This is a genomic window from Buchnera aphidicola (Macrosiphum euphorbiae) (assembly GCF_005237295.1).
Classification (GTDB): Bacteria; Pseudomonadota; Gammaproteobacteria; order Enterobacterales; family Enterobacteriaceae; genus Buchnera; species Buchnera aphidicola_AP.
In genome coordinates this window covers 401,627-427,846 of the sequence record NZ_CP033006.1, presented here as the reverse complement: position 1 = coordinate 427,846, position 26,220 = coordinate 401,627, and the positions used below count along the sequence as shown (strand labels likewise).

The window sequence follows — 26,220 nt, the reverse complement described above, 5'->3', positions numbered from 1 at the left end:
GAAAGTTTTGTAAAGTTTTTGATTAAAAAATTAATTTTAAAATAGTGAAAATATGATTTCTAAAAAAAAAACAAGTAGTTCTAATCGTTGGTTATTAGAACATTTTAAAGATCAATATGTCAAGGATGCGAAAAAAAATAATATACGTTCAAGAGCTTGGTTTAAATTAGAACAATTAGATAAAAGTAATAAATTATTCAAAACTGGTATGAATGTTATTGATTTGGGTGCTGCTCCTGGAAGTTGGTCACAATATGCTATTAGTAGAATAGGAAAAAAAGGACGTGTTATAGCTTGTGATATATTACCTATAAGACCTATAAAAGGTGTTAATGTTTTTCAAGGAGATTTTCGTAATAAAAAAACATTAAATTCAATGCTAAGTTCTTTAAGTAATACTACATTTCACTTGGTAATGTCAGATATGGCCCCTAATATAACAGGAATTTTTTCTATTGATATGCCGCGAATTATTGACTTGTGTGAGTTGGCATTAAAAATATCAAATTATGTGTTATCTAAAAATGGTATTTTTTTGTTGAAATCATTTCAGGGAGAAGGTTTTAATGAATTATATAAAGAAATTAAAATGTTATTTACAAAAATTAAAATTTGCAAACCTAAAACTTCTCGAACAAGATCTCGAGAGATATTCATTCTAGCAACCAGATAAAAATTATAATAGTCTGTGTTGTTTTTAAAATATAGATTCAATGAGAGGTTGTTCCTTTGAGTGACATGGTTAAAAACCTGATCTTCTGGTTAGTTATCACAGTTGTATTAATGTCTGTTTTCCAAAATTTTAATACTAATGATATAAATAATCATAGAGTTGATTATTCGACTTTTTTATCAGAAGTAAATCAGGATCAGGTCCGTGAAGCATATATTAATGGACGTATGATTAGTGTTACTAAAAAAGATAGTAGTAAATACACTACGTATATTCCTATTAATGATCCTAAACTTTTAGATAATCTTTTGATAAAAAGAGTTAAAATTATTGGAGCAACACCTGAAGAACCGAGTCTTCTAATTTCAATTCTTATATCTTGGTTTCCGATGTTATTACTTATTGGTGTTTGGATTTTCTTTATGCGTCAAATGCAAATGGGTGGTGGAAAAGGTGCAATGTCATTTGGAAAAAGCAAAGCGCGTATGCTATCAGAAGATCAAATTCAAACTACCTTTGCAGATGTTGCGGGATGTGATGAAGCAAAAGAAGAAGTTAGTGAATTAGTAGAATATCTTAAAGAACCTAGTCGTTTTCAGAAATTAGGAGGAAAAATTCCTAAAGGTATATTAATGGTTGGACCACCTGGTACTGGTAAAACATTACTTGCTAAAGCAATAGCTGGAGAAGCTAAAGTTCCTTTTTTTACTATTTCTGGATCTGATTTTGTTGAAATGTTTGTCGGAGTAGGTGCTTCAAGAGTAAGAGATATGTTTGAACATTCGAGAAAATCTGCACCATGTATAATTTTTATTGACGAGATTGATGCTGTAGGACGTCAAAGGGGTACTGGATTGGGTGGAGGACATGATGAGAGAGAACAAACACTTAACCAAATGTTAGTGGAAATGGATGGTTTTGACGGTAATGAAGGTATTATTTTAATAGCTGCTACTAATAGACCTGATGTTTTAGATCCAGCTCTTTTGCGTCCTGGTCGTTTTGATCGTCAAGTTATTGTAGCACTACCAGATATTCGGGGAAGAGAACAAATTTTAAAAGTACACATGAGAAAAGTGCCTTTGTCTAAAGATGTAGATCCTATGATTATTGCACGTGGTACACCAGGGTTTTCAGGTGCCGATTTAGCTAATTTAGTTAATGAAGCAGCCCTTTTTGCAGCTAGACTTGATAATCGTGTAGTTTCCATGTTGGAATTTGAAAGAGCTAAAGATAAAATGATGATGGGTTCTGAAAGAAGATCGATGGTTATGAGTGATTTTCAAAAAGAATCTACAGCATATCATGAAGCTGGCCACGTTATTATTGGAAGATTAGTACCTGATCATGATCCGGCACATAAAGTAACTATTATTCCTAGAGGACGAGCATTGGGTGTTACGTTTTTTTTACCGGAATCAGACACACTTAGCATCAGTCGTCAAAAGTTAGAAAGTCAGATATCCACTTTATATGGTGGTCGTTTAGCAGAAGAAATTATTTATGGTGCTAAAAATGTTTCTACTGGTGCTTATAATGATATTAAAATAGCTACAAGCTTAGCGCGAAATATGGTCACTCAATGGGGTTTTTCAGAAAAATTAGGTCCTTTATTGTACGCTGAAGAAGAAGGGGAAGTGTTTTTAGGACGATCAGTAGCTAAAGCAAAACATATGTCTGATGAAACAGCGAGAATTATTGATGAAGAAGTAAAATTATTAATTGAAATTAATTATAGTAGAGCTAAAAATATTTTGAATGAAAATATTGATATATTACATGCTATGAAAGAAGCATTAATAAAATATGAGACTATTGATGCATTTCAAATTGATGATTTAATGAAAAGAAAAGAAGTACGCAAACCAAAGGGATGGATTGAAACAGATATAAATAAATAATTTCTTTAATTTAGAAATATAAATATATTTTTATATGTTTTGCCAAAATTTTATTTTAAAAAAAAATATTAATTTTATAATGTTTAACATTCCTTCATTTAGTGTATCTTAAAATAAGATGAAGTGATAAAATTATTATAACTTCATCTTGTTTTTAATAGAAAATAAAATGTATTACAATCTATTGCAAAATATAATTATTTTCAAATAATATAGGAATGAAATCATTATGACTTTTTTGCAATATTTTAAAACAGATGGTATACGTGGGAAAGTAGGTATAAATCCAATTAAACCAAATTTTTTATTAAAATTAGGCTGGTCTATTGGAACAGTTTTAGGTAAAGATAAAACAAAAAAAATTATTATTGGAAGAGATACACGTGTTTCTGGATCTATGTTACAGTCTATTTTAGAATTTGGTATTTTATCTACAGGTGTATCTACTTTATTAGCTAACTGCATACCTACTCCAGCAATTGCATATCTTACTAAATTTTTAAATGCTTCTGCAGGAATTGTCATTTCAGGTTCTCACAATCTTTTTTATGATAATGGAATAAAAATTTTTTATAAAAATGGAATTAAAATTACTAAAAAAATAGAACTTTCTATTGAACAACAAATACAACATACTTTTTTTTATTCTCATTATACAAATTATGGTTGTTCTAATAACATCATAGATCCTGAAAATAAATATATTGAATTTTGTAAAGATACTTTTCCTAAAGATTTAAATTTATCAAAATTCACTATTATTTTAGATTGTGCTAATGGTTCAACTTTTAATATAGCACCTAAAATTTTTAAAGATTTAGGTGCGAAAGTAATTACAGTTTCTATTCATCCCAATGGAGTTAATATAAATAAAAATTCAGGATCTACTGATATTGAAAAATTAAAAAAAATAGTTTTATTAGAAAAAGCTGATATTGGTTTAGCATTTGATGGTGATGGGGATCGTGTGATTATGGTAGATCATTTGGGAAATAAAGTCGATGGAGACCAAATAATTTACATTATTGCAAAAGAATATTTAAAAGAAAAAAAATTAAAAGGTGGTGTGGTAGGTACTTTAATGACTAATATGGGTGTGATTTTAGCTTTAAAAAAACTTGGAATTCCTTTTTATGCTACGGAAGTCGGAGATCGTAATATATATAAAAAGATTAAAGAAAAAAAATGGATATTAGGAGCTGAACAATCCGGCCATATTATTTTGTTAGATAAACATTCTACTGGTGATGGAATTATTGCTAGTTTACAAGTTTTATTGAGTATGATTAATAATAATACGACTTTATATAATTTATCAAATCAAATAAAACTTTTTCCTCAAGTCTTGTTAAATATTTTTTTAAAAGAAGATAAAAATTTAGAACAAGATTTAAAAATAAAAAATATTCTTTTACAATATAAAAATATTTTAGGTAAAAATAGTCGTGTTTTAGTTCGTAAATCCGGTACAGAACCGTGTGTTAGAATTATGGTAGAAGGTGAAAATTATTTAAAAACTTACAAGTTAGCTCATGATATTAAAGAAACTATTAAATTACTTTAATTTATGTATTTCATAAAAATGCTAGTTATGATAGATTTTTAAAATAGATAATTTATATGTAAAAGTTTATATATAAATTTTTTATCAGAAATAAAATTTTTTTTAATAAATAAAGATTATGTATTAAATTAAAACATGAATGTATTACAAATAATAATATTATATAAAATAAGGAAATAATTTTTTATGTATTTGTTTTTTTTAATCTTTTTTATTTTCATTTCAATTTCTTTAATTTTTTTTATTTTACTGCAGCCAGGAAAGAGTCTGAATAATACAATTCATTTAAATACAAAAAATAATAGTAAGTTTTTCAGTGGTGCAGGAACAAATAATTTTATAACTAATATTATTAGAATTCTGTCTTTTTTATTTTTAGCAACAAGTATTATCTTATGTAATATTAACAGTAAAAAAATTAATTCAGATTTTTTTTGGGAAAATAATCATCAAAAAACTGTCACAAAAAAACATCTGTTAAATAAAAACTTTTTAAGTTCAGACATACCTAATTAATTATCGAATTTTTAGTGTAAAAAAATATATCATCGTATAACAAATTTTTACCGAGGTGGTGAAATTGGTAGACACGCTATCTTGAGGGGATAGTGCCGAATAGGCGTATGGGTTCAAATCCCATTCTCGGTACTAAGGTGCCATTGGTTTTTTTTAATAATTGTATCAACTTTTAAATTGATAATACTCAAGTATTTAATATATAAAAAATTTATCAATAATAATTTTATATACAGGGTGATAGCGCCTGAAACCCCGAATTTTCGGGGTTTTTTATTAGAATATTTATTCTAAATTATATAGCTTAATTCGTCTTTAAATATTAAATAATAATTAATTATATAAACTCTTGATTAATAAAAATTAGTGTATTAATTATCTAATTTCATAATTAAATTTTTTTGTAATTAATACATGTAAAATGAGTTGTAATTACTCATTTTAAAAATTTTTATTTTGAGGTTCTCTAAGATGAACAAAGAAATCTTAGCTGTTGTCGAAGCTGTTTCTAATGAAAAATCTCTCCCACGTGAAAAAATTTTTGAAGCTTTAGAAATTGCATTGGCAACAGCAACTAAAAAAAAACATGAACAAGAAATTGATATAAGAGTGAGTATTAATCGCAAGACTGGTAGTTTTACTACTTTTCGACGTTGGATGGTGGTAGAAACAGTTACTCAACCAACAAGAGAAATTACTTTGGAAGCAGCATGTTTTGAAGGTGAAAAAGTTTATCTTAATGATTATGTAGAAGAACAGATTAAATCTGTTGATTTTGATAGAATAACAACTCAAACTGCCAAACAAGTAATTGTACAAAAAGTACGTGAAGCAGAACGTGCAATGTTAGTTGAACAATTTCGCAAATATCTCGGTCAAATTATTACTGGTATAGTCAAAAAAATTAATCGAGATAATATAATGTTAGATTTAGGCAATAATGCTGAAGCATTAATTTTACGTGAAGGTATGTTACCTAGAGAAAACTTTCGTCCTGGTGATCGTATTCGTGGTATTTTATATGGAGTATATCCAGAAGCTCGTGGTGCTCAATTGTTTATAAGTCGTTCAAAAACTGAAATGCTTATTGAATTATTTCGAATAGAAGTTCCTGAGATTGGAGAAGAAGTTATTGAAATAAAAGCTGCAGCACGTGATCCAGGTTCTCGTGCTAAAATTGCAGTAAAAACTAATGATAAGCGTATTGATCCTGTAGGAGCTTGTGTAGGTATGAGAGGAGCTCGAGTACAAGCAGTGTCCAGCGAATTATGTGGAGAACGTATTGATATTATTTTATGGGATGATAATCCCGCTCAATTTGTTATAAACGCTATGGCTCCAGCTGATGTAGCTTCTATTATTGTAGATGAAGATCATCATACTATGGATATAGCGGTAGATACAAATAATTTAGCACAAGCTATTGGTCGAAATGGTCAAAATGTTCGTTTAGCATCTCAAATTAGTGGTTGGGAATTGAATGTTATGACTACAGAAGATCTTCATTCTAAACACCAAGAAGAAGCTCATGCTGCTTTTAATATTTTCAAAGAAAACTTAAATATAAATGAAAATATTATTAATATTTTAGTAAAAGAAGGTTTTTCTTCTCTTGAAGAATTAGCTTATATACCATTTAATGAATTATTAGAAATTAAAAATTTAACTGAGGATCAAGCAAAATTAGTACGTGAAAGAGCAAAAAATAGATTGCTTTTAATAGAATTGAGTAAAAAAACTAGCATAGTTAAAGAAAGAAAAACGGCAGATGATCTATTAAAAATTAATGGTATGAATACGGCACTAGCTTTACAATTAGCTGAAAAAAACATATTTACTTTAGAAGAATTAGCTGATCAAGGAATAGATGATTTAACTGATATTAAGAATTTAAATGCTGAACAAGCTGGTTTATTAATCATGACTGCTCGTAATATTTGTTGGTTTGGTAGTAATAAAGTTTAATAATAGGAAGAATAGTATGCCAGATATAAGTTTAAAAGTTTTATCTAATGAAATAAAAATTTCAATTAATGAATTAATAAAAGAACTATCTAATATTGGTATAGTAAAAACTCAAGATAATTATATTAATACAATTGAAAAAAATCTTTTATTAAAACATTTAGAATCTAAAAAAAAATATTCTTTAGATACTTTAATTCTACAGAGAAAAACACGTAGTACCTTAAACGTTTCAACTATTGGAGGAAAAAATAAGTCTATACAAGTCGAAGTCAGAAAAAACAGAACTTATATAAAAAATAATAAATTTGAAACTCAATCTTTATTGAATATGAAAAGAGAAATTAAACCTTCGATAAAAAAAACATTACCTATCAAAGATAAAGAAAAAAAATTTTTCAAGAAAAATGCTATAAATAATGATGTAGATAAAAAACATATAAACAATCCTGAAAAGATAGAATCAAATACAACTGATTTAAAATCTTTCAACTTAAAAAAATTGAATAAAGAAAAAATTTTAAACAAAGATGAAAAAAATAAGAAATTTAAAAGACAGGTAGAATCTAATTCTTTTGAATTAAACAATAAAAAAAGAACTAAAGAAAATACAGAGACCTGGTCTTCTCATCAAGAAGGAAAAAAAGATTATCATTTAACAACATTTTTACATGCACGTCAAGCTGAAGATGACAACGATAGAGAAGTAGAAACAGATAAAAGAAATCATGGTCGAGTTTTAAAAAATCATCGTCAAAGAAAAAGTAATAAAAATTTTCATAATGGAAAATACTATAAAGAAGAAATACGCATTTCTAATCGAAATAAAAAAAATAACAAACAAAAAAATAAACCTGTTTTATTACGACAAGTTTTTCAAAAACCTGAATCTATTGTGAATAGAGATGTTGTTATTGGCAATGCAATTTCTGTATCTGATTTAGCAAATAAAATGGCTATTAAAAGCGCTGAAGTTGTTAAAAATATGATGAACATGGGAATTACAGGTACGATTAATCATATTCTTGATCAGGATACAGCTCAACTTATTGCAGAAGAAATGGGTCATAAAGTCATTATACATCGAGAAAACGCATTAGAAGAATTAATCATGAAAGATCGTGATACAGGAAACAATGTTTCTGTTATTAGAGCACCAGTGGTAACTATAATGGGACATGTTGATCATGGAAAGACATCGTTGTTAGATTATATCCGTTCAACAAAAACAGCGTTTCATGAAGCCGGTGGAATTACACAAAATATTGGTGCTTATCATGTAAAGACTGATTTGGGTTCAATTACTTTCTTAGATACACCTGGACATTCAGCATTCACTGCAATGAGGTCTCGTGGTGTTCAAGTGACTGATATTGTTGTTTTAGTTGTAGCAGCAGATGATGGAGTAATGCCACAAACAATTGAAGCTATTCAACATGCAAGAGAAGCTAGTGTACCAGTCATAGTTGCTATTAATAAAACTGATAAAATAGATTCTGACATTGATAAGGTAAAAAATGATTTAACAAAATATAATATTCTTTCAGAAGAATGGGGTGGTGAAAATATATTTGTCTCTGTTTCCGCTAAAACAGGAAAAGGTATCAATAAACTATTAAATGTGATTTTATTACAAGCAGAAATGTTAGAATTAAAAGCAGTGCCTACCGGTATGGCCGAAGGTGTTGTTATAGAGTCTTTTCTTGATAAAGGTCGAGGACCAATAGCTACTGTGTTAGTAAAAAAAGGAAAATTAAACAAAGGAGACATAATATTATGTGGTTTTGAATATGGTCGTATTAAAGTTTTACGTGACGCAAATGGAGAAGAAGTTTTAAGTGCTGGACCATCTATACCAGTAGAAATTCTAGGATTATCTAAAGTACCTTTTTCAGGAGATGTAGTTACTGTGGTTCGCGATGAAAAAAAGGCGAGAGAAGTAGCTTCTTATCGTAAAGAAAAATCACGTGAAATAAAATTATCGAATCAGAATAGAATAAAGTCAGAAAATATGTTTGATAATATAAAAAAAGATAATAATTCTGAATTAAAAATTATTCTTAAATCTGATATACAAGGTTCTTTAGAAGCGATTTCAGGAGCTTTATTAAAATTATCTACTAAAGAAGTAAAAATAAAAATAATAGGATTAGGTATTGGAGGCATTACAGAGACAGATGCTTCTTTAGCATTAGCTTCAAATGCTATTATTTTAGGATTTAATGTTCGTGCAGATTCTTCTGCCAAAAAAATAATTAATTCCGAACATTTAGATCTTCGATATTATTCAGTGATTTATGATTTGCTTGATGAAGTGAAATCTGCTATGACAGGTCTTTTATCACCTGAATACAAAGAAAATATTATTGGTTTAGCTGAAGTAAGAAATACATTTAAATCTCCTAAATTTGGTTTGATTGCTGGTTGCATGGTTACAGAGGGAATAATTAAGCGTAGCAATCCTGTTCATATACTAAGAGATAATATAGTAATATATGAAGGTGAATTAGAATCATTACGTCGTTTTAAAGAAGATTTAAATGAAATACGTAATGGACTAGAATGCGGAATTGGGATAAAAAATTATAATGATATACGCATTGGAGATATTATAGAAGTTTTTGAGGTTAAAGAAGTTAAAAGAATATTATAAACTATGATGTATATTTTATAAAATATTTAATTTGGTAATATAGTTATGGAAAAAGTGTTTAATCGATCTCTTCGTATTGCTCAAGAATTGCAAAAAAAAATAGCTTTAATTATACAGTATTCACTTAAAGATCCGCGTATTAAAACGATTATAACAGTTTCTGATGTGCAAGTTTCTAAAGACTTATCTCATGCTCAAATATTTGTCAGTTTTTTACAAAGTGATAATAAATTAAATATAAAAAAAAAAATAATGATCTTAAATAAATCTTCTAGTTATATTCGTAGGTTATTATGCAAAAAAATGAGATTGAGAATTATTCCAAATATTATTTTTTATCATGATGATTCCTTTTTAAAAGGTAGTAAAATTTCTTTTATTTTAGAAAATTTAGAAAAAAAAGAGTAAAAAATATATTTTGTATCAATAAAATAAAAGGAAAATAGATGTTTTTTTATAAAAAACGCAGTGTTCATGGGTTATTTTTACTAGATAAACCTCAAGGTATTTCTTCTAATAACGCTTTACAGAAAGTTAAAATTATTTTTAATGCAAAAAAAGCAGGCTATATTGGTACTCTAGATCCTTTAGCTACAGGTATGTTGCCAATTTGTTTCGGAGAATGTACAAAATTTGCACATTACTTGACTGAATCTAATAAACGATATCATGTCATTGCTAAATTAGGTGAAAAAACATCTACATCTGATTCTGATGGAATTATCATAAAAAAGCGTCCTATTTTATTTAATTCTTATAAACTTGATTTATCTATTAAGGAATTAATTGGCTCAATTGAACAAATTCCTTCAATGTATTCAGCTATTAAATATAATGGCATACCGTTATATAAATATGCACGTAAAGGCTTGATTATTAAACGTAATAGCAGAAAAGTGACAGTTTATGATATATATTCTATATGTCAAGAAAATAATTTAATTGAATTTAAAATATTCTGTTCAAAAGGAACATATATTCGTACATTAATTGATGATTTAGGAGAAAAATTAGGTTGCGGTGCTCATGTTATTTTCTTGAGGCGCTTACAAGTAGCTTCATATCCTTATACTCAATTAGTAACAATTTCTGATTTATATAAATTATTAAATGAAAAAAATATAAATAATTTTAATTCTTTTGAAAATATAGATAATTTATTAATGCCAGTAGATAGTCCTGTATCTTTTTTGCCTAAAGTATATCTTTCTTGCAAACAATCATATAATTTTAGATTAGGACAAATAGTAAATTTTTGTTCTACTACAGAAAACAGTTTAGTGCGTGTAATAGAAGAAGAAAATAAAAAATTTATTGGTTTAGGAAAAATTAATATGGGAAAATTATTAATTCCATACCGATTGGTTTCTGAATTTACTAATTAAGTTATTCACTATTAAATTTAAGATTAGCATGATATTATTTTAAAATAACTTAATCAAGTTAAGAGTGATTTAATAGAGTTTTAAATATCATGGAGTGTTATTATATGTCTTTATCTACAATAGACACAAAAAAAATTATTTTAAAATATGGTAAATCCGAGCATAATAGTGGAGTGACAGAAGTACAAGTTGCATTGTTAACAAATCAAATCAATCATCTTCAAACACATTTTTCTGAACATAAAAAAGACCATTGTAGTCGTAGAGGTCTTTTAAACATGGTTTCAAAACGTCGTAAGTTATTAGATTATTTAAAGAAAAAAAATATATCTCGTTATACTGCTTTAATTGAAGATCTACATTTAAGACGATAAATAATTTTTATAAAAATGATAAAATTAAAAATTTTATATTAATAAAAAATAGATTTTTTACAAAGGGCTTTATTAGCCCTTTTTTTACATTTTTATTTAAATTTTCTGGTTAAACACTAATTTTTTTGTCGTTCATAAAAAAATTTTAAGAATGTAGTTTATTTTATTGAAAAATTAGTTTCATGTTAAGGATATTATTTTGCTAAATCCAATTGTACGTAAATTTCAATATGGGCAACATACAATCACTTTAGAGACAGGGGTGATCGCTCGACAGGCTACAGCGGCTGTCATGGCTAGCATGGATGATACAGCTGTTTTTGTAACTGTTGTAGGACAAAAAAAAATACATGCAGGACAAAAATTTTTTCCACTTACTGTTAATTATCAAGAACGTACATATGCAGCAGGTCGTATACCTGGTGGTTTTTTTAGAAGAGAAGGACGACCAAGTGAAAATGAAATATTAACAGCTCGATTAATAGATCGACCTATTCGTCCATTATTTCCTAAAAATTTTTTTAATGAAATCCAAATAATTGCTACAGTAGTATCAGTTAATCCTCAGATTAATCCCGATATAATTTCAATTATAGGTGCATCTGCAGCTCTTAGCTTATCAGGAATTCCATTTTATGGTCCAGTAGGTGCTGCTAGAGTAGGTTGTATTAACAACCAATATATTTTAAATCCTATTAGTGATGACATGAAAAATAGTTCTTTAGATTTAGTAGTTTCAGGGACACAAAATGCTATTATTATGGTAGAAGCTGAGTCTAAAATACTTAGTGAAGAAAAAATTCTTGGGGCTATTGTATTCGGTCATCAACAACAACAAGTAGTAATTAATAATATTCGTTCTTTATCAAATGAAGCTAGCAAGTTGCCTTGGGTTGTATCTTATCCAGAAATAAATAAAACATTAGAATCAAAAATAATTGATTTATCTGAAAAAGACATAAGCAATGCTTACTTTATTTTTGATAAGCAAGAAAGAGTTGAAAAATTAAATAATCTTAAAGACAATATAATTAAATTGTTTTTAGAAGAAAATTCAAATATAGATACATTAGAAATAGAAGATATTTTTCAAAAAATTGAAAAAAAAATTGTGCGCAAACGTATATTAAGTAATCAAACACGTATTGATGGACGTGAAAAAGATATGATTCGTGCTTTAGATGTTCGTACTGGTATTTTACCTCGAACACATGGTTCTGCTCTATTTACTAGAGGAGAAACTCAATCTTTAGTTTCTGTAACTTTAGGAACATCTCGAGATGCACAAAACTTAGATGAATTATTAGGAGATAGAATAGATAATTTTTTATTTCATTATAATTTTCCACCTTATTCTGTTGGAGAAATAGGAATGGTAGGTTCACCTAAAAGACGAGAAATTGGTCATGGTCGACTTGCAAAAAGGAGTATTTTAGCTGTAATGCCTAACTTAGATAGTTTCCCTTATACTATTCGAGTGGTATCTGAGATTACTGAATCTAATGGTTCTTCTTCTATGGCTTCTGTTTGTGGTGCTTCTTTAGCCTTAATGGATGCAGGAGTTCCGATAAAATCTGCTGTTGCTGGAATAGCGATGGGTTTAGTCAAAGAAGGGGATAAATATGTATTACTTTCAGATATTTTAGGTGATGAAGATCATTTAGGTGATATGGATTTTAAAGTTGCTGGTACAGAAGAAGGAATTACAGCTTTACAGATGGATATGAAGATAGAAGGAATTACTAATGAAATTATACATTCAGCTTTAAATGAAGCGAGATTAGCTAGATTACATATTTTAAATGTAATGAATCAAGCATTAAATCAATCTAGAAGTGAAATTTCTGAATTTGCACCGCGCATTCATACTATAAAAATAAATCCTGAAAAAATTAAAGATGTTATAGGAAAAGGAGGTTCTGTCATTCGTATGCTGACTGAAGAAACTGGAACTATCATTGAAATCGAAGATGATGGGACAGTAAAAATATCATCTTCTGTTAGAGAAAAAGCAAAAAATGCTATCCGCAGAATTGAAGAAATTACAGCGGAAATTGAAGTAGGTCGTATTTATTCTGGAAAAGTTACTCGAATTGTTGATTTTGGTGCTTTTGTCTCTATTGGTTTAGGAAAAGAAGGTTTAGTGCATATTTCACAAATTTCTAATAAAAGAGTGGATAAAGTATCTAATCATTTAAAAATTGATCAAATAATATCTGTAAAAGTCTTAGAAATAGATCGTCAAGGTCGTTTAAGATTGAGTATTAAAGAAATAGATGATTCAATTGTTTCTAATAAATCAATAAATAATACTATTATCTGATATAATTATTTTAGTTTAATATTATTTATATTTTTTTAATAAAATATAGATTTATATCTTTTCAAATAGTACCATATGAATAGAAACAATATAAAAATTAATTCATTTTATTTTACTATAATCATTATATAATATAGATATATAATTTTTAAAAAAATAAACTTCAATAAGTTGCTAATGTTGTTTTTTATAAACATTTTAATATATAAAAAATCATTAGCAATAACTAATAAATATTATTATTGATTTTTAAAAATTTCAATTATTTTATTTTTTAGATCATTTAATTTGAGCCGGTTCACACTTTTCAATGAGAATAAATAAATATTTTCATAATGAGCTATGTAGACTGGCTGCTGTAACTTAAAAGGCATATCTACTGCATGACTCATATTGAAAGCACATTTTCTTTTCTTGGTTTAAATCCTTTTCTTATTCAATCTTTAACTGAAATGGGATATGTTAAACCTTCTCCTATTCAAGCAGCTTGTATTCCTTTACTTTTAGAAGGACGAGATGTATTAGGAATGGCGCAAACTGGAAGTGGTAAAACAGCTGCTTTTTCATTACCACTATTACATAATCTTAATATTAATTTAAAAGCGCCTCAAATATTAGTATTAGCTCCCACAAGAGAATTAGCAGTTCAAGTAGCGGAAGCATTTTCAGACTTTTCTAAATATATGATTGGAATACATGTTTTACCTTTGTATGGTGGTCAAAGATATGAACTTCAATTACGTGCATTACGACAAGGACCTCAAATTGTTGTAGGAACACCAGGTCGATTGTTAGATCATTTAAAAAGAGGGACACTTAATCTTTCAAATTTACATGGATTAGTTTTAGATGAAGCTGATGAAATGTTACGCATGGGGTTTATAGAAGATGTAGAAACAATTATGGCCCAAATTCCAAAGGAACATCAAACTGCATTATTTTCAGCAACAATGCCTGAAGCAATCCGGCGTATTTCAAAACGATTTATGAAAAATCCCCAAGAAATAAAAATACAGTCTAATATTACTACACGACCAGATATTAAACAAAGTTATTGGATGGTATATGGTCGAAAAACTGATGCATTAATTCGTTTTTTAGAAGCAGAAGATTTTTCCGCCACAATTATTTTTGTTAGAACGAAAAATGCAACTTTAGAAGTTTCTGAAGCATTAGAACGTAACGGATACAATAGTGCAGCATTAAATGGAGATATGAATCAAGCATTACGAGAACAAACTTTAGAAAGATTAAAAAATGGTAGATTAGATATCCTGATTGCTACAGATGTTGCAGCACGTGGTTTAGATGTTGATCGTATTAGTTTTGTTATTAATTATGATATTCCTATGGACTCAGAATCTTATGTTCATCGTATAGGTCGTACAGGTCGAGCAGGTCGAGCAGGTCGAGCACTATTATTTGTTGAAAACCGTGAACGTCGTTTGTTGCGTAATATAGAGCGCACTATTAAACAGTCTATCCCAGAAGTTCAATTACCTAAAATAGAATTATTATGTCGAAGACGTCTTGAACAATTTGCCAAAAAAGTACAACAACAATTAGAAAGTCGTGATTTAGATGAATATAGTGCTTTATTAGACAAGTTATATTCTACAGATGATTTAGATATAAAAACTTTAGCTGCTGCTTTACTAAAAATGGCTCAAGGCGAACGTCCGTTAATTATTAAACCAGATTTAATAAAGCGTCAATCTCGAGATTCATTATTTAAAGATGACCGTCGACGTGAAGATAATCGAAATAATCGACCACGTCGTGAACGTCGTGATAATAAAGAAATAGACTTATATCGTATTGAAGTGGGTCGCAATGATGGAGTTGAAGTACGTCATATTGTTGGTGCAATTGCTAATGAAGGCAACATTAATAGTCGTAATATTGGTAATATAAAACTTTTTTCTTCTTATTCAACGATTGAATTACCTAAAGGAATTTCTAAAGATTTATTGCAAATCTTCACTCGTACTAGAATTTTAAATAAACCAATTAGTATGAAACTATTACGAGATTCAAGAAGCTATGAAACTAAGATATCCAATCGTTCTGCATTTAATAGAGATAAAAATAGTAATCGTCGTGTTTCTGAAAATAGTTTGAATAAATCTCATGTATCTAAAAAAAATGAACTTAAGTCATCTTTTTTTCGTCGTAGAAATATTTAATTTTTTAGTTTTTATGCCGCTTTGCGGCATATTAAATAGATTTTTATCTAAAATCAAATAACTTATAAAATAAATAATATCCATAAGATTATTTCTTGGATGCGATAGCCTCAATTTCTATTTTTACATTTTTAGGTAGTGCTTGAACTTCAATACAAGATCGAGCCGGAAATTTTGACTTATGATCGATAAAAAATTTTTTATAAACTTCATTAATAATATCAATTTTTTTTAAATTAGTAGTAAAAACTGTAGTTTTTATAATGTTTTGCACTTCAAATCCTGAATGAACTAAAATTGATTTTATATTTTTTAATACAAGATATGTTTGTTCCGCAATATTCTCTGGTATATGATTAGACACAACATCAATAGGTATTTGTCCTGATAATATAATAAAATTGTCAATTTGAATAGCTTGTGAATAGGGTCCAATAGGTTTAGGAGAATTTTTAGTGTTAATTATATGATTCATAGAGTGTCGCTTATATGTTTAATAACTGGTATAGTTAAAAATATTATTGATATGATAAAACTATGTTTTTAGAAAATTCTTTTTCACAATATTTGCATTTTAAGTTCATATTACAAAATTGATCTTTTTTAAAAATAAAACTAGAAGCTATAAGATTATGATTACTAACACAATTACTATTTGGACAAATTAAAATTCTATCAATTTTCTCAGGTAAAGTTGGAAATACTTTTCTTACTAGATTATACCCATTAATATAATTTACAGTAGCATGTGGAGAATAAATTGCTAATTGATTAATTTGATCATCACTGAGAAAAGTATTCTCAATTTTTATAATATCTTTTTTTCCTAATTTTTTAGAAGGTAAATTTAAACCTATAGTAATACGTTTTTCTGTTTCAGTAAATCTAAATAAAGATAGTAATTTGAAACCAATGTGTGCAGGAATATGATCAATAACGCTACCAGATTTTATGGCTTCTACTTGAAGTTTGTTTATTTCCATTTTTTATAAGTGTTTTTCTATTAGTACTAGAGATAACAGTGCCTGACGTGCATAAATACCATTTGCTGCTTGTTTAAAATACCAAGCATAAGGTGTGTAGTCAACATCACGGTCTATTTCGTCTATACGAGGAAGAGGATGTAATATCTTCATATTACTACGTGCATTTTTTAAAATTTTAGCATGTAGTACAAACTTTGATTTTGCATTTGCATACTCAGTAGAATCTAATCTTTCTTTTTGAATTCGAGTCATATAAAGAATATCTATTTCAGAAATTATCTCTTCAATATTTTTATGTCTTTTCCAGTAAATTTCTTTTTTATCAAGCATATTGTTAATATAATTCGGCATTTTTAAAGCATCAGGTGAAATAAAATAAAATTTATTATTATTAAATTTAGCTAATGCTTGTGTCAATGAATGTACTGTTCTTCCATATTTAAGATCTCCGACTATAGCTATGTTTAAATGGGTAAGTCTATCTTGAGTTTCTTGTATAGTAAATAAATCTAAAAGTGTTTGTGTAGGATGTTGATTTGCTCCATCTCCTGCATTAAATATTGGTATTTTATTAGAAAACTCTACAGCTAGACGTGCGGATCCTTCTTGAGGATGTCGAATAATAATTGCATCTACATAAGAACTAATGACTGAAATAGTATCTGCTAATGTTTCACCTTTTTTTTCTAAAGAAATATTATTTCCATCAGAAAACCCTACTATTGAAGCTCCCAATCGATAAATTGCAGTTTCAAATGATAAACGAGTACGAGTTGAGGCTTCAAAGAAACAGCTAGCAATAATTTTGTTTTTCAATAAATGAGGTTGTGGTTTTTTCTTAAGCATTGCAGATTTATTTAACACTAATTCTAATTCATTACGTTGAAGATCATTAATTGAGATAATATTTTTTTTATATAGAGAATTTCTCAAATTTTATTTTCCTTGATTATTGAAGAAAACATAATATTAAATGCTTCTCAACAGTATAAAGAAACTAAAAAATATTGAGTTTTTTATAATTATTTTAAATAATTTATTATATTTGTTTAAAAATTAACCGTTTTTAATAAACTAGATACAAGGATAGCTTTTATAGTATGCAATCTATTTTCCGCTTGTTCAAAAATAATTTTTTGGTTTTTTTGAAAGACTTCATCTGTTATTTCCATGCCGTTTTCAAAACCATATTTTCTTAATATAGATTTACCAACATAAGTTTTTTGATCATGTAAAGCTGGAAGGCAATGTAACACCTTTACTTGTGGATTATTAGTCATGTCTAACATTGAAGGATTTACTTGATAAGAACTTAATAAATTAATTCTTTTTTCCCATACTTTTTGAGATTCTCCCATAGAAACCCAAACGTCAGTGTAGATAAAATCTACATTATTAACTCCTTCAATAATATTTTCAGTACATATTATATTTCCTTTTTTCTTTTTTGTTTGTTCTTGACAAAGTTTAAATAGATTTTTTTCTGGCCAACATTCTTTAGGAGCAACTAAACGTAGATCTAATCCAACTAATGATGCAGCTTCTAATAAACTATTTCCCATGTTATTATGTGCATCTCCAACATAGGCGCATTTTATTTTATGGAATTTTTTTTCTGGAAAAATTTCTTTTATAGTAAGTAGATCAGCAAGTAATTGTGTGGGATGAAATTTTTCAGTTAAACCATTCCATACTGGCGCTTTTGAATATTTAGCTAAAATTTCTACTGTTCTATGATTATGACCTCGATATTGAATACCATCATATAAACGTCCGAGTATTTTTGCTGTATCTTCGATTGACTCTTTAGTTCCAAGGTGTGTACTGCCAGGACCAAGATACGTAACATTAGCTCCTTGATCAAATGCGGCTACTTCAAAAGAACACCTTGTACGAGTTGATTCTTTTTCAAAAATTAAAGCAATATTTTTTTTATTAAGAAATTGAATTTCTTGATTATTTTTTTTATATTTTTTAAGTTTTTGAGCTAATATAATTATGTTTTGTAGTTCTAAAGAAGTAAAATCTAGTAGTCTCAAAAAATCGCGTTGATAAAGATCATTCATATTAAAGTCTCGGCATCAAATAAAAATATATTTCTCACAACTTGAAATTGAAGAAAAAGTATTTTTATAGTATATAATATTTTTAACTAAACTTAAAATTATCATAATTGTTAATACAAAAATAAAAATTATATTTTTAAAAATCTAGAATATATAGCAATATAGATAAATAAATGTTGTTCATTTGATAAAAATATAGTAATTCAAAAATATTTTTTTATATTAAATGTTTTTTATTACATTAATTAATCAATTTTATTAAAAATAGAGAAAGCATTATGAATTTTTTTATAAAAAATTGCAAATTAGATAAAGAGAAAACTGATTGTATAGTAGTTCCCGTTTTTGATCTATGTGAACTTTCTCATTCTGGTTGTTATTTAGATAAATGCAGTAATGGTTATATAACTTCCTTAATAAAATTAGGTGATATTCAAGGAAAAATAGGAGATACATTGATGTTATATAAAATTCCTAAAATTTTTTCAAAAAGAATATTGCTAGTAGGTTGTGGAAAAAAAGATGAAATAAATAAAGTACATTTAAAAAAAATATTCAAAAATACTATAAATATTTTAAAAAAACTTTCTATAAAAAATGTTATCTATTCTTTGTCTGAACTAAACATTAATAATAATATATATTGGATGATTAGAATAGCTGTACTTTCAATAAAAGAATTTTTATATAAAGTTATTAAAATAAATAACACTAATGTAGATAATATTAATATAGATTATATTACATTAGATATTTCAAAAAAAAATAATTTATTTATAGCAGAAATAGCTTTAAAACATGCTTTGGCAATTGATTATGCCATTACATCAGCAAAAAATTTAAGTAATTTGCCACCTAATATTTGTAATCCTCTGTATTTATCTCGTAAGGCTAAAGAACTTTCTGAAAAATATAAAAATAACATTATTGTTGAAGTAATTGATATAAAAAAAATGAAAGAATTAGGAATGAATGCTTATGCAGCAGTGGGCGATGGTGCAAAAAATAAACCATTTATGTCTGTAATAAAATATTCTGGAAATAATATTATTAATAATAAAACAATCGCTTTTGTAGGGAAAGGTTTAACATTTGATTCTGGTGGTATATCTATTAAACCTTCATTTAACATGCATGAAATGAAGTATGATATGTGTGGTGCTGCAGCAGTATATGGAGTTTTAATTATGGCAGCTGAATTAAATTTGCCTTTGAAAATAATAGGAATTCTATCTGGTTGTGAAAATATGCCAGGAGGCTATGCCTTTAGACCTGGAGATGTTTTAACTACTATGTCCGGTAAAACAGTAGAAATATTAAATACTGATGCTGAAGGACGTTTAGTTTTATGTGATTCGTTAACATATTTAGAACGTTTTTCTCCAAACATAGTAATTGACATTGCTACATTAACTGGAGCTTGTGTTACAGCGTTAGGAGAATCAGTGAGTGGACTTTTTAGCAATAATCAAGAACTTGCAAATCAATTGCATTATGCTTCAGAAGAAACAGATGATAAAATATGGTCTTTGCCATTGTTTGAAGAATATCAAAAAAAATTAATTTCTAATATTGCAGATTTTTCTAATGTAGGACAAGGCCAAGCAGGTGCTATAACTGCTGCTTGTTTTCTTTCTAAATTTACAAAAAAATATAATTGGGCACATTTAGATATCGCTGGAACTGCATGGAAATCTGGAAAAAATGGAGGATCAACAGGACGTCCTGTTGAATTGTTATGTCAGTTTTTATTAAATCAGTCAAATTACATTTATTCTTAATTTTATCAAATAAAATTTTTTTTAATTAAAATACTATCTTTGTAACATGGCAATATCGCCTTTTTTTATTAAAAAATAGTCAAATAAAATGGAAAAAACTTATAACCCTAAAAATATTGAACAATCTTTATATAGTTTTTGGGAAGAAAATGGGTACTTTAAACCTAACAATTTAGGGAAATCAACTTTTTGCATGATGATGCCTCCGCCTAATATTACAGGAAGCTTGCATATGGGTCATGCATTTCAACAAACGATTATGGATATATTAATTCGCTATCATAGAATGCAGGGTAAGAATACGTTTTGGCAAGTTGGAACAGATCATGCAGGAATTGCGACACAAATTTTAGTTGAACGTCAAATTTTTTTAGAAGAAAAAAAAACTAAAAAAGATTATAGTAGAGATGATTTTATCAAAAAAATTTGGTTATGGAAAAAAAAATCTAGTAATATTATTACAAAACAAATGCGACGTTTAGGAGTATCTGTTGATTGGGATCATGAAAAATTCACATTAGATCCTGATATTTCTGTTGCTGTTAGAGAAGCTTTTATTATATTTTATAGAAACAACTTAATTTATCAGAAAAAAAGATTAGTACATTGGGATTCAAAATTAGAAACTGTAATTTCAGATTTAGAAGTTGAACATCGTTTAATAAAAGGGAAAAAATGGTTTATTCGTTATCCCATTCTTGAAAATAATAGTTATGTAAAAAATGAATTAAAACATTTAGTAGTTGCTACAACTCGACCTGAAACCTTGTTAGGCGATACAGCTATTGCTATAAATCCTAAAGATAATAGATATAATAAATATATTGGACGGTCTGTTATATGTCCTTTAACGAATAGAAAAATTCCTGTTATTGGAGACAAATATGCTGATACAGAAAAAGGAACTGGTTGTGTAAAAATTACTCCGGCACATGATTTCAATGATTACAAAGTAGGATTGTATCATAAATTGCCAATGATTAATATTTTTACTTTTGATGGACGAATTAATTCTATTTTTGAAATTTATAATTATAAAGGCGAGAAATCTGATGAATATAGTACATTTATTCCATATCAATTTCAAAAATTAGATATTTTTTCTGCACGTATTGAAATTGTTAAAGAAATTAAAAAATTAGGGTTATTAGAAAAAATAGAAGAATGTAATATCACTATTCCTTATAGTGACAGAAGTGGTGTTATTATTGAACCAATGCTTACAAATCAATGGTATTTAAAAACGTCAAAATTAGCTAAAGTAGCTTTACATGCTGTAAAAGATAAAAAAATTAAATTTATACCAGAACAGTATGAAAGTATGTATACATCTTGGATGAATAATATTGAAGATTGGTGTATTTCTCGTCAATTATGGTGGGGTCATCGTATCCCAGTATGGTATGACAATAAAAAAAATATATATATCGGACAAAATGAAAAAGAAATACGTCAGGAATACTCTATATCAGAAAATACATTATTAAAACAAGAAAGTGATGTATTAGATACTTGGTTTTCTTCTGGATTATGGACTTTTTCTTCATTAGGATGGCCTAAAAAAACTACATTTTTAAAACTTTTTCATCCTACTGATGTTTTAGTAAGTGGTTTTGATATTATTTTCTTTTGGATTGCTAGAATGATTATGTTAACAATGTATTTTGTTAAAGATATACATAATAATCCTGAAGTACCTTTTAAAAATGTTTATATAACAGGATTAATTCGAGATGAATACGGGAAAAAAATGTCTAAATCAAAAGGAAATGTAATTGATCCTTTAGATATGATAGATGGAATTTCTTTAAATGACTTAATCAAAAAAAGAACAAATAATTTATTACAACCAAATTTATCAAGTAAAATTATTCAACGAACTATTCAGCAATTTCCTGAAGGCATTAAATCTACTGGTACAGATGCATTACGGTTTACTTTTTCTGCATTAGCATCCAGTACACGCGATATACAATGGGATATGAATAGATTAAAAGGGTATCGTAATTTTTGCAATAAACTTTGGAATGCTAGTCGCTTTGTTTTAATTAATACAGAACATCATAATTTTTCAAAGTTTGATGTGAAAGATAAGATGTTGTTAATAAATAAATGGATTTTAATAGAATTTAATGACACGGTAAAATTATATCGTGAGTCATTAGATACCTATCGTTTTGATATTGCAGCAAATATTTTGTATGATTTCATTTGGAGTGTGTTTTGTGATTGGTATTTAGAATTTGTAAAAATAGTTATTAAAACAGGTTCTTCTGAAGAGATACATTTTACTAAAAATATGCTTTTGCATATTCTAGAATTGCTTCTGAGATTAGCTCATCCTATTATTCCTTTTATCACAGAAATAATTTGGCAACGTGTCAAATTAGTTAAAAATATTCAAGAAAATACAATTATGTTGCAATCTTTTCCGAAATATAACTCGGAATTGTTTGATAAAAAAACATTGATTAATATGAATTGGATTAAAAAAATAGTTACTTTCTTAAGGAATATTAGAATTAATATGAATATTAGTTCTAAAAAATTGTTACCGTTATTTTTATACAATACTACTTCCGAACAAAATAAGATTATTAAAGAAAATATTTTACTGATAAAAAACATATCTTTTTTAGATAGTGTTACAATACTGTATCAAAAATATGATAAAGATTTATGCATAAAAGAGATAATAGATGGAGCAGAAATTTTAATTCCTATACTAAAATTAATAGATAGAGAGGTAGAATTAAAACGATTATTAAAAGAAGAAAAAAAAATTCAAATTAATATATTAAAACTTAAAAATAAAATATTAAATAAAGATTTTTTAGATTACGCTCCAAAAAATATAGTAATTCAAGAAAAAAACAAGTTATTAAAATTAAATGAAACACACGTAAAATTATCTGAACAAATAAAAATATTAGCAGATTCATTTTGAAAAAAATAATGTTTGTAGTATTTTCGTGTCTATATTATTTTTTATTTATAGTAATTATAGGAAATTTAACATGTCGATTTTATATAATCTGATTTCTAAAAAAGAACTAAAAAAACGTATTTTTTCTGAAACAGAACCGCGTTTAACATTATCTTTTTATAAGTATTTTTCTATTGAAAACACTCAAGAATATCGTGATGAATTTTATAAAAATTTCAATAAATATAATGTTTTAGGAAGAATTTATATAGCTACTGAAGGTATTAATGCGCAAATTAGTATTCCAAAAAAAAACTATTTTCTTCTAAAGAATTTTTTATATAATTTTAATTTAGAGTTAAAGAATTTACGTATTAATAAATCATTAAATAATGAAAAATCTTTCTGGTTTCTTTCAGTCAAAGTTAGAGAGAAAATTGTACAAGATGGAATTAAACAGGATTTTTTTAACCCAAAAAATGTTGGAACTTATATTAAATCAAAAACAGTTAATTCAATGTTAAGTGATAAAAAAATAATATTTATTGATATGAGAAATTCTTATGAATATGCTATTGGTCATTTCGAGAATGCGATAGAAATTAAAAGCTTAACTTTTAGAGAACAATTAAAAAAATTAATACCATTGATGAAATATGCTAAAAATAAAAAAATTGTTATGTACTGTACAGGTGGTATTCGATGCGAAAAAGCTAGTGCTTGGATGCGTTTTAATGGTTTTAAACATATTTACCATATAAAAGGAGGTATTATTGGTTATGTGCATGATGCTCGAAAAAATGGATTACCAGTTCTTTTCAAAGGAAAGAATTTTGTTTTTGATAATCGAATGGGTGAAAAAATTTCAGATGAAATTATATCATTTTGTAAACAATGTAATCAACTTTCTGATACTTATGTTAATTGCAAGTATAATTCGTGTCATCTTCTATTTATTCAATGTGAAAAATGTTCTATTAATTTTAAAAATTGCTGTTCTTCAAACTGTATGGAAAAAATATAATTGCGATCTATGCATGCATAATTTTGAGAAAGGTATTATTTTATAAACTAATGCCTCTAATAATGTATTTAATATATTTTATACATGTTAAAAACTAGTTTTTACATTTTAGTATTTATAATACTTTTTTCTAAATTTTCCCAAAATAGTATTTCTTTTTCTAATTTTTTTTCTTGTTGAGCTAACATTTTTAGCATTGGTAATTTTTCTTCTAATTTTTTTTTAAAAAAATTAGGTTCATTCACTTGTTTTTGTAATTTTTTAATGTTAATTTCAATTGTTTCTATCCTATATAATATCATATCAATTTCTTTTTTAAAATTATTTTTAATTTTGATATTTAGATTTGTTTTTAATTTATTTTTTTGTATTTTTTCTTTTTTTAAATTGTTTTTTTCTTTTTTTAAATCAGTATAATTTCCAAAATAGGTCTTGATTAATCCATTTCCTTCAAAATACCAACATTTTTTTACTGTGTTATTGATAAATGTTTCATCATGACTAACAATTATAACAGTACCTTGATAATCAATAATAATTTTTTCTAATAACTGTAGAGTTTCTAAGTCTAAATCATTTGTAGGTTCATCAAGAATTAAAACATTACTTGGTTTTAAAAACAATCTAGCTAAAAGTAATCTATTACACTCACCACCTGATAATGTTTTTACTAAAGATTGTAATTGATTAGGTTTAAAAAGAAAGTTTTTCAAATATCCTATTATATGTTGCTCTTTTCCATTTAATATGATTTTTTCTTTTCCGCAAGCTATATTTTCTAAAATAGATTTGTTTGGATTCAATATAGATCTATTTTGATCAAAATATGATATTTTTAATCCTGTACCTGTGTAAATTTTACCTTTATAGGGTTTATGTTCCCCTATAATAATCTTGATTAATGTACTTTTTCCACACCCATTATCACCAATTAATCCTAATTTATCACCATGTTGAATAATTGATGAAAAATTTTTTATAATGACTTTATTTTTAATTAAAAAATCTATATTTTCTAATTTAAACAGTATTTTTCCTAAATAATTTTTAGATTGATTAATTTTGATATCATTTAGTTTCTCTATTTTTGTATAATTTTCATATTTTCTTCGCAATATTTTTAAGTTTTTGACTCTTCCTTCATTACGAGTAGAACGTGCTTTAATACCTTTTCTAATCCATTCTTCTTCTTTTTCTAGATTTTTATCAAATAATTTTTTTTGTATTTTTTCAATACGATTACTTTCATTTTTTAGCTTTATAAAATTTTTATAATTACCTGGCCAAGAAATTAGTTTTCCTCGATCAAGATCTACAATACGTGTACATATATTTTGAATAAAATTTCTATCATGTGATATAAACAATATGCTTCCAGAAAATTTTTTTAAAAATTTTTCAAGCCATTTAACTGTGTTAATGTCTAAATGATTTGTAGGTTCATCAAGTAGTAGTATATCAGGTTCTTTTATTAAAATACGACCTAATGCGGCTTTTCTTAATAGACCTCCTGATAGATGAGATAATAAAGTATTTTTATTTAATTTAATCATTTCAATCATTTTTTCTATTTTCACAGCTTCTTTTATATTTTTTTTTTTACTTATTTTATATTTGCTTAATCCTGAACTAATGAAATCATATATAGAAATATTAAGATTTTTAGGATTTTCTTGTGGCAAATAAGCTGTTTTTATATTTTTTTTATAAATAATATTTCCATGATCTAATTCTTGTTTTTTATTAATAATTTTTAATAAAGTAGATTTTCCAGCACCATTTTTACCAATCAAGCATACTCTCTCATTTTCATTGATATATAGTGTGCTATTTTTTAATATTTCTAAATTACTAAATGATAGACAAGCATCTTGAATATTAATTAAAGACATAAATT

At 26.7% G+C, this 26,220-nt stretch carries 19 protein-coding genes and 1 tRNA gene; 15 read left to right on the top strand and 5 right to left on the bottom strand.

Annotated features, from left to right (window positions below; translation table 11 throughout):
• Positions 1-52: 52 nt before the first annotated feature.
• The 12 genes from rlmE (at position 53) to D9V71_RS01895 (ending at position 15,540) form a co-directional block, all read left to right on the top strand.
• Positions 53-673, top strand: a complete 621-nt coding sequence (gene rlmE, locus D9V71_RS01950) for a 23S rRNA (uridine(2552)-2'-O)-methyltransferase RlmE (RefSeq protein WP_158340703.1) — start codon at positions 53-55, stop codon at positions 671-673.
• Between the two features lie 65 nt (positions 674-738).
• Positions 739-2,574, top strand: coding sequence for an ATP-dependent zinc metalloprotease FtsH (gene ftsH, locus D9V71_RS01945; protein WP_158340702.1), 1,836 nt, complete (start codon positions 739-741; stop codon positions 2,572-2,574).
• A gap of 229 nt (positions 2,575-2,803) precedes the next feature.
• Positions 2,804-4,138 (top strand): phosphoglucosamine mutase, encoded by a 1,335-nt coding sequence (glmM, locus tag D9V71_RS01940; RefSeq protein WP_158340701.1) that lies wholly within the window; start codon positions 2,804-2,806, stop codon positions 4,136-4,138.
• Positions 4,139-4,324: 186 nt separating this feature from the next.
• On the top strand, positions 4,325-4,654 hold the full coding sequence (gene secG, locus D9V71_RS01935; RefSeq protein ID WP_158340700.1) for a preprotein translocase subunit SecG: 330 nt from the start codon (positions 4,325-4,327) through the stop codon (positions 4,652-4,654).
• Between the two features lie 49 nt (positions 4,655-4,703).
• A tRNA-Leu gene (locus D9V71_RS01930) sits at positions 4,704-4,786 on the top strand.
• Between the two features lie 339 nt (positions 4,787-5,125).
• Positions 5,126-6,619, top strand: a complete 1,494-nt coding sequence (nusA, locus tag D9V71_RS01925; protein ID WP_158340699.1) for a transcription termination factor NusA — start codon at positions 5,126-5,128, stop codon at positions 6,617-6,619.
• Between the two features lie 16 nt (positions 6,620-6,635).
• On the top strand, positions 6,636-9,272 hold the full coding sequence (gene infB, locus D9V71_RS01920; RefSeq protein WP_158340698.1) for a translation initiation factor IF-2: 2,637 nt from the start codon (positions 6,636-6,638) through the stop codon (positions 9,270-9,272).
• 45 nt (positions 9,273-9,317) lie between these two features.
• Positions 9,318-9,680 (top strand): 30S ribosome-binding factor RbfA, encoded by a 363-nt coding sequence (gene rbfA / locus D9V71_RS01915; RefSeq protein WP_158340697.1) that lies wholly within the window; start codon positions 9,318-9,320, stop codon positions 9,678-9,680.
• Positions 9,681-9,718: 38 nt separating this feature from the next.
• Positions 9,719-10,657, top strand: coding sequence for a tRNA pseudouridine(55) synthase TruB (gene truB / locus D9V71_RS01910; protein WP_158340696.1), 939 nt, complete (start codon positions 9,719-9,721; stop codon positions 10,655-10,657).
• A gap of 104 nt (positions 10,658-10,761) precedes the next feature.
• Positions 10,762-11,031: a 30S ribosomal protein S15 gene (gene rpsO, locus D9V71_RS01905; protein WP_158340928.1), complete on the top strand. Its 270-nt coding sequence runs from the start codon at positions 10,762-10,764 to the stop codon at positions 11,029-11,031.
• Positions 11,032-11,230: 199 nt separating this feature from the next.
• On the top strand, positions 11,231-13,354 hold the full coding sequence (gene pnp, locus D9V71_RS01900) for a polyribonucleotide nucleotidyltransferase (protein ID WP_158340695.1): 2,124 nt from the start codon (positions 11,231-11,233) through the stop codon (positions 13,352-13,354).
• A gap of 383 nt (positions 13,355-13,737) precedes the next feature.
• On the top strand, positions 13,738-15,540 hold the full coding sequence (locus D9V71_RS01895) for a DEAD/DEAH family ATP-dependent RNA helicase (RefSeq protein ID WP_158340694.1): 1,803 nt from the start codon (positions 13,738-13,740) through the stop codon (positions 15,538-15,540).
• Between the two features lie 88 nt (positions 15,541-15,628).
• On the opposite strand, the gene D9V71_RS01890 is transcribed toward D9V71_RS01895, so the two are convergent.
• The 4 genes from D9V71_RS01890 to argF form a co-directional block, all read right to left on the bottom strand.
• Entirely contained in the window at positions 15,629-16,015 is a 387-nt protein-coding gene (locus D9V71_RS01890; protein ID WP_158340693.1) for a Rid family detoxifying hydrolase, read from the bottom strand.
• Between the two features lie 43 nt (positions 16,016-16,058).
• Positions 16,059-16,523, bottom strand: coding sequence for an aspartate carbamoyltransferase regulatory subunit (gene pyrI, locus D9V71_RS01885; protein WP_158340692.1), 465 nt, complete (start codon positions 16,521-16,523; stop codon positions 16,059-16,061).
• 3 nt (positions 16,524-16,526) lie between these two features.
• On the bottom strand, positions 16,527-17,459 hold the full coding sequence (gene pyrB, locus D9V71_RS01880; RefSeq protein ID WP_158340691.1) for an aspartate carbamoyltransferase: 933 nt from the start codon (positions 17,457-17,459) through the stop codon (positions 16,527-16,529).
• Positions 17,460-17,575: 116 nt separating this feature from the next.
• Positions 17,576-18,592 (bottom strand): ornithine carbamoyltransferase, encoded by a 1,017-nt coding sequence (gene argF, locus D9V71_RS01875; protein WP_158340690.1) that lies wholly within the window; start codon positions 18,590-18,592, stop codon positions 17,576-17,578.
• Positions 18,593-18,870: 278 nt separating this feature from the next.
• Between argF and D9V71_RS01870 the strand changes: the two genes are divergently transcribed.
• From D9V71_RS01870 to D9V71_RS01860, 3 genes are all read left to right on the top strand, one after another.
• Entirely contained in the window at positions 18,871-20,373 is a 1,503-nt protein-coding gene (locus tag D9V71_RS01870) for a leucyl aminopeptidase (RefSeq protein ID WP_158340689.1), read from the top strand.
• An 88-nt stretch (positions 20,374-20,461) separates the two neighbouring features.
• Positions 20,462-23,320, top strand: a complete 2,859-nt coding sequence (locus D9V71_RS01865; protein WP_158340688.1) for a valine--tRNA ligase — start codon at positions 20,462-20,464, stop codon at positions 23,318-23,320.
• 70 nt (positions 23,321-23,390) lie between these two features.
• Complete coding sequence (locus D9V71_RS01860; protein ID WP_158340687.1) at positions 23,391-24,323, top strand: rhodanese-related sulfurtransferase; 933 nt, start codon at positions 23,391-23,393, stop codon at positions 24,321-24,323.
• A gap of 101 nt (positions 24,324-24,424) precedes the next feature.
• On the opposite strand, the gene abc-f is transcribed toward D9V71_RS01860, so the two are convergent.
• Entirely contained in the window at positions 24,425-26,215 is a 1,791-nt protein-coding gene (gene abc-f / locus D9V71_RS01855; RefSeq protein WP_158340686.1) for a ribosomal protection-like ABC-F family protein, read from the bottom strand.
• Positions 26,216-26,220 lie beyond the last annotated feature (5 nt).